At 56.9% G+C, this 12,648-nt stretch carries 11 protein-coding genes; 7 read left to right on the top strand and 4 right to left on the bottom strand.

All coding sequences use genetic code 11. From position 1 onward, the window contains the following. The first annotated feature begins 60 nt into the window (after nucleotides 1-60). The gene (gene ppa / locus MWU38_RS05580; RefSeq protein WP_247270826.1) at nucleotides 61-588 is read left to right on the top strand and encodes an inorganic diphosphatase; all 528 of its coding nucleotides are present in this window, start codon (nucleotides 61-63) and stop codon (nucleotides 586-588) included. Between the two features lie 50 nt (nucleotides 589-638). Here the strand turns inward: ppa and MWU38_RS05585 are convergent, their stop codons facing one another. After that, nucleotides 639-1,016 (bottom strand): hypothetical protein, encoded by a 378-nt coding sequence (locus MWU38_RS05585; RefSeq protein WP_247270827.1) that lies wholly within the window; start codon nucleotides 1,014-1,016, stop codon nucleotides 639-641. A gap of 315 nt (nucleotides 1,017-1,331) precedes the next feature. Here MWU38_RS05585 and lptB point away from each other — a divergent pair, with 315 nt between their 5' ends. Together lptB and rpoN are read left to right on the top strand one after the other, a co-directional pair. Beyond that, nucleotides 1,332-2,060 carry an LPS export ABC transporter ATP-binding protein gene (gene lptB / locus MWU38_RS05590; protein ID WP_247271249.1) on the top strand — a complete coding sequence of 243 codons (729 nt, stop codon included), beginning with the start codon at nucleotides 1,332-1,334 and terminating at the stop codon, nucleotides 2,058-2,060. 12 nt (nucleotides 2,061-2,072) lie between these two features. Further along, complete coding sequence (rpoN, locus tag MWU38_RS05595; RefSeq protein ID WP_247270828.1) at nucleotides 2,073-3,590, top strand: RNA polymerase factor sigma-54; 1,518 nt, start codon at nucleotides 2,073-2,075, stop codon at nucleotides 3,588-3,590. Nucleotides 3,591-3,606: 16 nt separating this feature from the next. Here the strand turns inward: rpoN and MWU38_RS05600 are convergent, their stop codons facing one another. Beyond that, complete coding sequence (locus tag MWU38_RS05600; protein ID WP_247270829.1) at nucleotides 3,607-4,650, bottom strand: nuclease-related domain-containing protein; 1,044 nt, start codon at nucleotides 4,648-4,650, stop codon at nucleotides 3,607-3,609. 433 nt (nucleotides 4,651-5,083) lie between these two features. On the opposite strand from MWU38_RS05600, the gene MWU38_RS05605 reads away from it, so the two are divergent. Beyond that, nucleotides 5,084-5,779: a response regulator transcription factor CtrA gene (locus MWU38_RS05605; RefSeq protein WP_247270830.1), complete on the top strand. Its 696-nt coding sequence runs from the start codon at nucleotides 5,084-5,086 to the stop codon at nucleotides 5,777-5,779. Between the two features lie 92 nt (nucleotides 5,780-5,871). Here MWU38_RS05605 and MWU38_RS05610 read toward each other — a convergent pair whose 3' ends face one another. Continuing rightward, nucleotides 5,872-7,083, bottom strand: coding sequence for a mechanosensitive ion channel domain-containing protein (locus tag MWU38_RS05610; RefSeq protein ID WP_247270831.1), 1,212 nt, complete (start codon nucleotides 7,081-7,083; stop codon nucleotides 5,872-5,874). A 95-nt stretch (nucleotides 7,084-7,178) separates the two neighbouring features. Here MWU38_RS05610 and MWU38_RS05615 point away from each other — a divergent pair, with 95 nt between their 5' ends. The 3 genes from MWU38_RS05615 to MWU38_RS05625 all read left to right on the top strand — a co-directional run bounded on the left by MWU38_RS05615 (nucleotide 7,179) and on the right by MWU38_RS05625 (nucleotide 10,228). Then, the gene (locus tag MWU38_RS05615) at nucleotides 7,179-7,880 is read left to right on the top strand and encodes a tRNA (guanine(46)-N(7))-methyltransferase TrmB (protein ID WP_247270832.1); all 702 of its coding nucleotides are present in this window, start codon (nucleotides 7,179-7,181) and stop codon (nucleotides 7,878-7,880) included. Nucleotides 7,881-7,942: 62 nt separating this feature from the next. Next, nucleotides 7,943-8,800, top strand: a complete 858-nt coding sequence (locus MWU38_RS05620; RefSeq protein WP_247270833.1) for a DUF1353 domain-containing protein — start codon at nucleotides 7,943-7,945, stop codon at nucleotides 8,798-8,800. A gap of 195 nt (nucleotides 8,801-8,995) precedes the next feature. Beyond that, entirely contained in the window at nucleotides 8,996-10,228 is a 1,233-nt protein-coding gene (locus MWU38_RS05625; protein ID WP_247270834.1) for a DUF917 domain-containing protein, read from the top strand. Here MWU38_RS05625 and MWU38_RS05630 read toward each other — a convergent pair. Next, on the bottom strand, nucleotides 10,225-12,486 hold the full coding sequence (locus tag MWU38_RS05630) for an NADP-dependent malic enzyme (RefSeq protein WP_247270835.1): 2,262 nt from the start codon (nucleotides 12,484-12,486) through the stop codon (nucleotides 10,225-10,227). The genes MWU38_RS05625 and MWU38_RS05630 overlap by 4 nt on opposite strands. Nucleotides 12,487-12,648: the final 162 nt, after the last annotated feature.

Consider the following 12,648-nt stretch of genomic DNA (forward strand, 5'->3'; position numbering starts at 1 on the left):
TAGAGGCGCTTGGCGAACAGAGCGGGCGTATCGCCTGCAGCAATCATCAGGAACCTCTCAATGCGTATCGACATGATCCCGACCGGGGATAATCCTCCAGAAGACCTCAATGTCATCATCGAAGTGCCGACCGGCGGCGAACCGGTAAAGTACGAGTTCGACAAGGCCAGTGGCGCGCTTTTCGTGGACCGTATTCTCCACACGCCCATGCGCTATCCTGCCAATTACGGATTTGTGCCGCACACTTTGTCACCCGACGGCGACCCTCTGGACGCGCTCGTGATCGCGCGCTCTCCCTTCATTCCGGGCTGCGTCGTGAAATCGCGGCCGATCGGCGTTCTCAATCTTGAAGATGAACACGGCGGCGATGAAAAGCTCGTGTGTGTGCCGGTCGACACGACCTTCCCCTACTATTCAGATGTAGGCGAAACGAAAGATCTGCCTTCGATCATCATGCAGCAGATCGAGCACTTCTTCACCCACTACAAAGACCTTGAGGCCGAGAAATGGGTGCGGATCGGTAAATGGGGCAATGCCGCCGAAGCGCGCCAGATCGTGCTCGAGGCGATCGAACGCGCTGCCAAGTAAGCAGACAGCAAGCGCAATTTCAAAATTGGTGATGGTCTTTCGCGGTTGTTTCAGACGATCGCGAAGATCACTTTACAAAGGCCGGTCAGCACCAGCGGCAGGCCGATCGCGATTGCCCAAAGCATGACGGTGTCGCGGCGAAACGCGCCAGCAAAAGCAGGGTCAGTCGCCTCTTCGTCCGACATAACGGTCCAGCGCCGCTCAAACCAGCGGCAGGCAGGGATAATCGCGGCGACAAGAATGATGAGAGCCATATAGGGAAGGATCGACGACATCCCGGCGCTCAACGCCTTGACGGTCATGAAAATCTGCAATCCGGTATAGACCAGAAGCGCCCAGGCGACATGATCGCTCATGCGTTTGCGCCAGTCCTTGACCTCGACGGTTTGATCTTCGGCGATGTGGCGGTGCTGTGACAGCTCTCTCATTTGCGCGCTCCCCAACGGCTTTCTCTCTCTGGAAACAGTATCTCAAAGAGTGCCGAGTCTTGCAAGCGCAGTAACCAAAGCCAAATATTCGCTCGCAAATGGCCGCGCAAAGCGCCGAATTTAAGGGTTTTTTCGTAGCATCCATGCGAAAAGAAGGGCGTCCTAGCAAAAATCTTGCCAAAATATCGCATGGCCCTTTTCGCATGGGCGAGGACAATGCTAAGCGAGAATCATATGAGTGACACAGCTACATTTGATGAAAGCTCACATGGGCCGGACGCCTCGGACGAGAGCATTATTGATGCCAATGCGCCCATGCCCGACGGCGGGCTCGAAGTCGTTTCGATTGCAAAGAGCTATGACAAGCGCGCGGTTCTCACCGACATTTCGCTGACCGTTGCCAAGGGCGAGGTTCTTGGTCTGCTGGGGCCGAACGGCGCGGGCAAGACCACCTGCTTTTATTCGATCATGGGATTGGTGAAGCCCGATTCGGGCCGCATCCTGATGGACGGCGAAGATGTCACCAAACTGCCGATGTACAGGCGGGCGATCCTGGGGCTCGGCTATCTTCCGCAGGAGACCAGCATTTTCCGCGGGATGACGGTCGAACAGAACATTAATTGCGTCCTCGAGATGGTCGAGCCAGATGCCGAGACAAGGGCGCAGGAACTCGAACGTCTTCTCGACGAATTTGGCCTCACACGCCTTCGCGAAAGCCCGGCGATGGCGCTTTCGGGCGGCGAACGTCGCCGCTGCGAAATTGCCCGCGCGCTCGCGGCGAAACCTTCGATCATGCTGCTGGACGAACCCTTTGCCGGGATCGACCCCCTTTCAATCAGCGATATTCGCGATCTTGTGAAGGATCTGAAACGGCGCGGGATCGGCGTTCTTATCACCGACCACAATGTGCGCGAGACGCTCGATATCGTGGACCGCGCCTGCATCATCTATGGCGGACAAGTCCTGTTTGCAGGCACGCCGCAAGCCTTGGTCGCGGATGAAAACGTGAAGCGGCTCTACCTCGGGGAGAGCTTTACGCTCTGATCTGCGCTCCCCATGGCATTAGGCCCCCGCCTCGACTTACGCCAATCACAGCAGCTGGTGATGACACCCCAGCTGCAGCAGGCGATCAAGCTGCTCGCGGCCTCAAACCTTGAGATCGAGACATTCATTGGCGATGCGCTGGAGAGCAATCCTTTGCTCGAAAGCGGCGCGGTCTCGGCCGACAAGGACGGGCCCTCTGGCGAGGCGGACGACATTCCGCGCGAGGAAATCACCAGCGATCAATTGATGGCGCAGGGCCAGGGCGAGAGCGAAGCCCCCCTCGATATTGATGCAAGCGCGCTCGACCGTGACCGCGACACGGGCGATGCCGATATGGCGGGGCGCGCCGGATCTTCTGGCGACGCCGAATGGGGGTCGGCCAGCGGTTCGGGCGGCGGGATCGACGATCTGCCGGGGCTAGAGGCCACCAAGGCTGCAGAGCTCACCCTTGCAGAACATCTCGATGCGCAAATCGGCGGGCTTTCATGTAACCCGCAAGAGGAATTTGTCGCCCGTCATATCGCCGGGTTGCTGGATGATGCGGGTTATCTCACCACGCCCTTGCGCGATGTCGCCTATGATCTGGGCGTCGATATGGATTGTGCCGAGGACGCGCTTGAGGTGGTCCAGATGTGCGACCCCACCGGCGTCGGCGCACGCGATCTTGGCGAATGCCTCGCGCTGCAAGCAAAGGAGGCCGACCGCTATGATCCCGCAATGGCGACCTTGCTCGCCAATCTCGACTTTTTGGGTAAGGGTGAGATAGCGCGGCTCAAGCGGCTGTGCCGCGTCGATGATGAAGACTTCGCCGATATGTTGCGCGAGCTTCGCCAGTACGACCCCAAGCCCGGCCTCGCCTTCGCCTCCTCGACCAGCGAGGCGGTGGTGCCCGATGTGCTGCTCGCCTCCAAAGACGATGGCGGCTGGGATATTCAATTGAACGAAGACACGCTGCCGCGCCTTGTCGTCAACCGCGACTATTATGTGGAACTTGGCGGTGATAGCAAAAGCGCGGATGCCGAAACGCAAGGTTGGCTGAAAGAGAAGCTGGCCGATGCACACTGGCTGATCCGCGCGCTCGACCAGAGGCAGAAGACGATCCTTAAGACCGCCGCCGAAATCGTGAAGCAGCAGGATGGTTTCTTCCGCCGCGGCGTATCCGAACTGCGCCCGCTCACTTTGCGCGAAGTCGCCGAGCAGATTGACATGCACGAAAGCACGGTCAGCCGCGTGACGAGCAACAAATATCTGTGGTGCGAGCGCGGCACGTTCGAGCTCAAATACTTCTTCACCAGCGGCGTTTCCTCCTCAGACGGCGAAGGCGCATCATCCGAAGCGATCAAGGCGCGCATCAAAGCGCTCACCGATGCCGAGGACCCCAAGAAGGTGCTCTCCGACCAGAAACTCGCAGACCTGCTAAACGAAGAAGGCTTCGGCCTCGCCCGGCGCACGGTCGCCAAATACCGCGAGGCGATTGGGGTGGGGTCGAGTGCAGAGCGCAGGCGGGCGAAGAAGTTGGCGGGGATTTGAGACCAAATCTACCAGCCTAGGCGCGGCGTTCGCTCTTAGCTTCTTCTAACCTGTCCTCAATTTCTCGGCGGACTTCAGCGAATTCCTCAATCTTGACGATCCAGTTTTTGAAGCGTGGCTGCCAACGACCTCGCCCTTTCACCGTGCCGCGCACCGCATCGATCAAAGGCTTTACCGGAGGGTTCCGAATGGCAACCTCAGTTTCACCGAGTGCGATAAATGTGATTTCGCCGTGCGGAGTTGCGATAATTGAAAGATCAGGCTCTAATCGGCTCGCTTCCTGCTTCGCTTTAAGCAGCACGCGAACATTTGAGCCACGCTGCTGTTCTTGTGTGGAAGGCTTTTTCGGCTCCAATCCCAAACGTTTCTCCCAATCGAAAACTATGGGCGTATGCGCACGGCAGAGTTTGTCGCCCAACTCCCGCAACCATGCCTCATCCCGTTTTTCCCAAAATGCACCCGCAGCCATTTTCAAAGCGGTCATTGCACCCAACTCGTCTCCTTGGCGCTGGAACCACTCACCAAACTGGTCGGATTTCACAACCGTCACATCGTTGGGCATACTTCGCCGATCAACGCTGGCAGTTGGCGCGAGTAAGACCATCGGCAAAACTTCGAGATAGCCATAATTATTGAGGTCGAACCAGCGGCGAAGGACGATCGCTTGACGGCGCGCTTGGCTTATTGGTGAAGCAACGGGCTGCGGTTTCTTGCCATACCAAACGGTCCACTCACCGTGCTCATTGCATTGCAATCTCCCACCATAATTCTTCGTTTCGCAAAGCCACACACGCCCCTGCAAACGGTGGATGACGAGATGATCAATCTGCGCATAGTCATCATTGACCCCGATACGAAGGTCGTGGAGGAGGCCCGTCCTATTGGTTTCGCCAAATTCACGGTTCATGAAATATGCCGCATCCTGCTCGCCTTTTTTGCCCGAGCTTAGCTTTGCATATTCTTTGTCAAGGCGACGTTTTTGTACTTCGTCACAGCGATTCACCAATCGTGTGAGTTGAAGAAAATCGCCTGAACGTTCGTCGGATTGCTTAAGAATCAAGATACACTCTCCTCTTCAGACCTCCGAAGTAGCCTGCAAGAGTTAAGAGCTAGTATTGCGCGTCACTCGATCATTATTTGCTGATAGATTCAAACACTGGAAGTTTTCCTTCAACCCACCCCCAAGGCTATGCGAGCTTTCAGATGGTAACCCTTTCTTCGTTAATCCTAACGCTGGCGCGCTTTGGCCTTAACCCCATTTTGCCTGAGCGGGTTTTCGCCCCCTGGACAGTGTCTCAAGTGTCTCAAACGCCGCGGTCAAACCCCTATTGAGGCACTAAGTAGAAACCACGCGACTCGCCGGAATTGCTCGGTTTACGCATAATTAACCTTTTCCGTTCAGAACTTGTGTGGTTAATAGAGGGCAACATCTCTTAGCGAGACGTTACCGAGCAAATCTCCCTCCACGAGTTGGGGCAACTAGGGGACCAGAAATGCGAGTGTTGTTGATTGAAGACGAGCCGACAACGGCAAAAGCCATCGAGCTTATGCTGACGACCGAAGGCTTCAATGTCTATTCAACTGATTTGGGCGAAGAAGGCCTCGATCTGGGCAAGCTGTATGATTACGACATCATCCTGCTGGACCTCAACCTGCCTGATATGCACGGTTACGACGTCTTGAAGAAACTGCGCGTTGCCAAGGTGCAAACGCCGGTTCTTATCCTCTCCGGCATTGCCGAGATGGACAGCAAGATCCGGAGCTTCGGCTTTGGCGCCGACGATTATGTGACCAAGCCCTTCCACCGCGAAGAGTTGGTGGCACGTATTCACGCTGTTGTGCGCCGCTCGAAAGGCCACAGCCAGTCGATCATCCGCACCGGCAAGCTTGCCGTTAACTTGGACGCAAAAACCGTCGAAGTCGACAGCGCCCGTGTGCACCTCACCGGCAAAGAATATGCGATGCTCGAGCTTCTCTCGCTTCGCAAGGGCACGACCCTCACCAAGGAAATGTTCCTTAACCACCTTTACGGCGGCATGGACGAGCCTGAGCTTAAGATCATCGACGTTTTCATCTGCAAGCTGCGCAAGAAATTGAGCCATGCCTGCGGCGGTGAAAACTACATCGAGACAGTCTGGGGCCGCGGCTATGTGCTGCGCGATCCGCAAGAGGACGCCGAAGCCGCGTAAACGGCTCCTCGAACACGAACTTCAGCGCGAAACGCCCGGTAGCCATAAGGTCGCCGGGCGTTTTGCTTTCCTACAAAGGTAGGCTCGATTAATCAGCGCTGATCGAGAAGCTTTGCGTAATCGCTCCCCGAAGGCTCCTGAAACAGGCTCAGGTCGAATTCGGGCACGATCGCGATCAGATGATCGAAGATGTCGGCCTGAATGCCTTCATAAACTTCCCAAGCGGTTGTGTCGGTAAAGCAATAAAGCTCAAGCGAAACGCCCTGCGGGCCAGGAGCAAGCTGGCGGACCATCAGCGTGAAGTCATTGCTGATGCGCGGGTGCCAGCGCAAATAGGCGTCCACATATGCGCGCAATGTCCCCAGATTGGTCAGCCGGCGAGCATTCACGGGTGCGTCCTCGCCGCCCAGCTCCTTCGCGTTCCAATCCGCGATTTCCTCTCGCTTGTCCGCGAGATAGCTCTTGAGCATCTTGAATTTCTTGAGGTCGAGGACTTCGTCATCACTCAGGAAGCGCACGGAATTCTGGTCGATATTCAGAGCGCGCTTGATCCGCCGGCCACCGCTTTCGGCCATGCCGCGCCAATTCTGGTAGCTATCGGAGACCAAACGGTGCGTGGGAATCGACACGATGGTCATGTCGAAATTCTGCACCTTCACCGTGTGCAACGAGATATCGACCACGGTGCCATCGGCGCCCATGCTGGTCATGGTGATCCAATCGCCTACGCGCAGCATGTCGTTGGTGCTCAATTGGACAGAGGCGACGAGGCTGAGGATGGTGTCCTTGAAGACCAGCAGAAGGACCGCCGTGATCGCGCCAAGACCGCTCAACAAAAGCAGTGGGCTTTCGTTGATCAGGATGGAAATCAATATGATCGCCGCCCCGCACAAGACCAGTATCTTGACGACCTGCAAATAACCCTTGATCGGCCGGTTCTTGGCTTGCGGGCGGCGCTCGTACACCTCGTTCAAATAGGTCAGCGCCTTGACGATCCCCATGGCAATGGAGAGGACTATGATCGACTGACTAACATCGGAAATCAGTTCCACCGCCCATTCCGGCAGGCCCGGCACAAGGCCAATCCCGTTGGATACCACCAGGAGCGGTGCCACCGTTGCAAACCAGGTGGCAGAGGTATCGATCGTATCGCTTTGTTTATCGAGGTAAGGAGCCACGATCCGCAAGATTACGTCTTTGAGGATAAAGTTGACCGCCAGCGAGGCGATCAGAAGCGCGGCTGCTCCGATTATGGATTGCACCCAAATGGGTTGGGAGGCGAAAAGGGCCAAAAGTTGTTCCATAAGCAAAGCGATATAGGAAGACCGCACAAGGCCTCAAGGCGTTGCGGCTTCTAATGGCTGGACAAATCCCCCCTCCCCCGACTAGCGAGCCTCGCATGAGCGCATATAAAGAAGGTGATCCAACCACTTTAAGCAGGCTGTACGGCCGGAGCATTGGCAAGCCCCTGAGTGCCAGGCAACAGGGCCTGGTGGACAATCTCCTGCCGCAAATTGCTGTGCCCGCAGACGGGCCAGTGACTGCTGAACGCCTGTTTGGCGAAGACTGCCAGATGCATTTCGAGATCGGTTTTGGCGGGGGAGAGCATCTTGCCTACCGGGCTGATCTCCTTCCCAATCATGGGTTTATTGGCGCAGAGCCGTTCATCAACGGGGTTGCGCAGGCGCTGACCCATGTGGATGACGGCAAGCTTTCGAATGTGCGCCTTCACGCAGGTGACGCGCTCGAAGTGCTTGGCAGGGTTCCTGACGCATCGCTTTTCATGGTGTACCTGCTCCACCCCGACCCATGGCCCAAGAACAAGCACGCCAAACGCCGGATGATGAACGATGGGCCGGTGCAAATGATCGCGGACAAGCTGAAACCCGGCGGTGAATTTCGCTTCGGCACCGATCACCCGGTCTATGTGCGCCACGCGCTAATGGTGATGCAGCGCTTTACCGATGAATTCGAATGGGTCGTCGAGGCGCCAAAAACCTGGCAGAACCGTCCCTCTGGTTGGTGTGAGACCCGCTATGAAACCAAGGCGCGCAATGTGTTCGGGCATGAGGTTTGGTATTTCCGGTTTAGGCGAAAGTGAGCGAGTACTGGACTTTTCGCACCCCCTCGTTACTTTAGACCAGCTGAATACAGAGGGGCAGTATGAAAAGAAGAGATCTACTCAAGTCGGCTGTAACAGCCGCTTTATTTGTTTCTCCAACATCAATTCTGGCTCAGAGTAGAAATAGTTTTTCTGCTGGACCGCTTCTTCTGCCTGCAGGCGGGCAGAATATGCGTCTCATGGAGAGCTTTTCTTACCGCGATCCCAATGGGATGCTTTGGACTGTACCTGCTGGATACGTCAGTAACGGCGCTTCTATTCCCAAGAGTTTGTGGAGCTTCGCGGGCGGGCCCTGGAGCGGCGACTACAACAAAGCGGCAATTATTCACGATCGTTATTGCGACACTAAGGCAAGGACCTGGGAAGCAACGCATCTGGTCTTCAAGTATGCGATGTTGGCGAACGGAGTGTCGTCGATGGACGCTGAAGTGAAGTACAGCTCAGTGTTTCTCGCAGGGCCTCGTTGGAATGACGAGTATATTTGGACAGGCTTTTGGGGCTGGCCAAATCGAGTTCGACGAAGGCTAATGGCCCTGACTGATATCGACGCACCCGAGACTCGCGCGGCGCAGACCATTGCGCGATCAAGAGAGGCGGCCTGGGAACGCGCGATCCTAGATGACGTACAAAAAAGCGTGGAGGCCTCAGGGCCCGCCGCTTTTGACATCAGATCTTACACACCACCGACAACTTTCGATCAGCAGGTCGCCCTGAACGAAGCCAGTGAAGTTGTGAAAGCCCAAGGTATTCTGACCCCGCAAGAACAGTTGCTGCTACCTCAAGACGAACTGCTAAAATATGAGCGAATGACCGCGCTTCCGGTTGACGACCCAGCCGTACTCTCCAACAGCGCCACCCTCGGTGAGATCGAAGCCACGATACAGCTGCAACAAATGTAAAAATGTTGGCCTTCGCTAAGCCACAATCCCCGCGCTCGCCAGCACCGCCAGCGTCAGCACATCGGGCGCAACGTCTTGGGACACGAAGTGTGGTACTTCCAATTTAGGCGGAAATAGCGCCAGGGGCGAACACACGCGCCGTTGCATTCTCACCGGGCAGCCTGCACGATTGTCGAAATTGGCTTGGAGCACATTATGACATCGCGCAGACAATTCTTGGGCGGGCTTGCTATCACAGCCGGCGCGCTGGCCGCGTGCAGTGAACATGCAGCAGGCATCGCTGAAGAAGGACGCAGCTCCAATCCTGATGCGCGCACTCTTAGCAAAACCGATCTCGATGATGCTCTGGTTGGAAGTTCTTATCTTGGGACAGGAGGAGGCGGCAGTCTCACCGAGGCGCGTAAGCTAATCGCGGCCGATCTCAATGCCGGATATAAGTTCACGGCCCTTCCCGTCTCTTCATTGGCCGACACAGACCGGGTCGCGTGCCCTTACGGTCTGGCATCACTCGCAAGCACTGACCCTGCAATGCAGCAGCGGCTTGAAGCAATCGACAACCGCGTCGAGGCACCAGTCCAAGCCGCCTTCGAGACGCTCGAGCGGCATCTCGGCCAGAAATTTGCGGGCGTCATTTTGGGCGAGATTGGCCCGCTTAGTCTTGCTGAAGGTTTATCCATTGCCGCGCGTCTTGGCGTTCCTGCGCTCGATGCCGACACTGTCGGGCGCGCTGTACCTGAAATCAATCAGCACTCTGTAAAAGTCGCTGGCATACCGCTCACGCCGATTGGAACAGCCACGCCGTTTGGTGATGAAATGGTGGTGGAGACACTCGGCGACCCAACACGGGCGGAAGACATATTGCGCAGCATCGCCGTCGTCAGCCGAGAGTGCGGTGTCGCTGACAGCCCCATTTCAGGTGCTCAAGCGAAAAAGGCCGGGACATTGGTGCAAGATAGCCTGAGCCTTGCAATGGCAATCGGCAAAGCTGTGCGCGAGGCAAAAGCGAGCGGCTCAGATCCCATTGAGGCAGCCCGCGCAGCAGGTGATGGCTATATGCTGTTTACCGGACGTGTCTCAAATACTGAATGGCGCGATGAAGCGGGCTTTTTGCAGGGTACAGTAACTCTTGCCGGAAATGGCACCTTTGCCGGACAAAGCTTTGAAACGTCTGTCAAAAACGAACATCTTTTAGCCCGCCGCAATGGCACTGTCATCGCCACCTGTCCCGACCTCATCAGTGTGATTGATATCAAAAGCGCTGAAGGCGTCGGCAACCCCGATTATACCGAGGGTCAAGAAGTCGCGGTCCTTGGTTTCAGGAGCGACCCGCTCTGGCGCAGCGAGGCGGGGCTGAAAGTCTTTTCGCCGCGCTATTTCGGCTATGACGTTGACTACGTTCCAATCGAGGAACGCCTCGCCGAGGCCTAGACCACGATCCCCGCAGCGGTGAGAACGGCCAGGGTCAGCACATCGGGCGCAATCGCGGTCATAGGCGCGATCTGGACCGGCTTTTCCATGCCCAACAGCATCGGGCCGACTGTCGTGTTGGAGCCAAGCTCGCGCAGGAGTTTGGCGGACAGATTGGCCGATTGCAGTCCCGGCATGATCAACACATTTGCAGGACCCGACAGGCGGCTGAAGGGATAAAGCTTCATCACTGCCGGATTGAGCGCTGCGTCCGGTGCCATCTCGCCCTCATACTCAAAGTCGCAGCCTTCTTCATCGAGAAGCGCCACAGCTTTACGAATATCGCCAAGCCATTGACCCGACGGATTGCCAAATGTCGAATAAGACAGGAACGCGACACGCGGTTCGTGCCCCATGCGGCGGGCAACGGCTGCGGTTTCGCGCGCGATATAGGCAAGCTCGCTTGCGCTTGGACGTTCGTTGATGGTGGTGTCGGCAAGGAATGTGGTGTGGTTCTTGCCGATCATCATGTGGATGCCAAACGGCAAAGCGCCCGCCTTCTTATCGATCACAAGGTTCACCTCGCGCATGGTTTGCGCATAGGTGCGAGTAAGGCCTGAAATCATGCCGTCCGCATGCCCAAGAGCGACCAGAAGCGCGGCAAAGACGTTGCGCTCCTGGTTAACCATGCGGCGCACATCGCGCTCGGTATAACCGCGGCGCTGAAGGCGATCATAGAGATAGTCGACCATCGCGGGCACGTGCTCGCTGTCGGCCGAATTCTGGATCTCGAAGCTTTGCGGGTCAGAAACCGACAACTGGTGGAGCTTGTCGAGCACCGCCTTGGTGCGGCCCACAAGGATCGGAGTGCCATAACCAAAGTCGCGGAACTGGATCGCAGCGCGCAGCACCACTTCTTCCTCGGCCTCGGCAAAGACCATCCGTTTGGGATTGGCTTTCGCCTCATTGTAAACGCCGGTGAGGACCGATGTGGTCGGGTTAAGCCGCGATTTGAGCGCGTGCTTGTACTCGTCAAAATCCTCGATGCGGGCCTGTGCCACGCCTGAATCCATCGCAGCCTTGGCTACTGCCGAGGACACAACCTCTATAAGGCGCGGGTCGAAGGGCGCAGGGATGATGTAATCGGTCCCGAACTTCTGGTTTTTACCGTAAGCGCTTGCGACTTCTTCTGGCACTTGCTGGCGCGCAAGTTCGGCAATCGCGGTGGCCGCTGCAACCTTCATCTCTTCGTTAATCGTGGTCGCCTGAACGTCGAGCGCGCCGCGGAAGATGAAGGGGAAACCCAATACGTTGTTGACCTGGTTAGGGAAATCGCTGCGCCCGGTTGCAATAATCGCATCGGGGCGCACGGCTTTCGCTTCATCGGGCATGATTTCAGGCGTCGGGTTCGCCATTGCAAAGATGATCGGCTTGTCCGCCATCTCGGTGACCCACTCAGGCTTGAGCGCGCCCGCAGCCGAGAGCCCGAGGAAAATGTCCGCGCCTTTAAGCGCCTCTTCCAGCGTAGTCGCATCGGTCGCCACTGCGTGCGCGCTCTTCCACTGGTCAACATTGTCGCGGCCCGGCGTAATCGGACCTGAGCGGTCGCACATGATGACATTGTCGTGCTTTACGCCCATCGCCTTGATGAGAGCGGTGCACGCAATCGCAGCCGCGCCCGCGCCGTTGACGACGACTTTGACGTCTTCGATCTTGCGGTCGGTGAGGTAACATGCGTTGAGCAGGCCAGCCGCAGTAATAATCGCGGTCCCGTGCTGATCATCGTGCATGATCGGAATGTTCATACGCTCGCGCAGAGCAGCTTCGATGATGAAGCATTCTGGCGCCTTGATGTCTTCAAGGTTGATGCCGCCAAAGCTAGGCTCCATCAGGGCGACCGCCTCGATGAAAGCCTCTGGGTCTTCGGTCGCAAGTTCGATGTCGATCGAGTCCACGTCGGCAAAACGTTTGAACAAGACCGCCTTGCCTTCCATCACAGGCTTCGATGCAAGCGCGCCCAGATTGCCAAGACCAAGGATTGCCGAACCGTTCGAGATCACTGCAACAAGGTTCGCTTTCGCGGTGTAGCGCGCGGCAAGCGATGGATCAGCTGCAATCGCCTCGACCGGGACAGCCACGCCTGGCGAGTAGGCAAGCGACAGATCGCGCTGCGAGGTCATCGGCTTGGTCGCGACGATCTCCAGCTTACCTGGGCGGATTGTCTCGTGATAAAAGAGCGCTTCGCGGGCAGTAAATCCGCCCTTGGGTTCGTCTGACATGGTTGGCCCCCTCAAATTTCGCCAGTAAACTTGGTCTGTCAATTGCACCGTCTGAGGCCCGGCCTTAGCTTGGCTCTACACGGTTGAATAGTGCCCAATCTCACATTGGTAGCATACGAGTTGATCGACGGGCGGATCACAGGCCCGGATCATTGGGGCGGA

Source organism: Qipengyuania sp. S6317L1, from assembly GCF_023015615.1.
In the GTDB taxonomy this organism is placed as follows: Bacteria; Pseudomonadota; Alphaproteobacteria; order Sphingomonadales; family Sphingomonadaceae; genus Erythrobacter.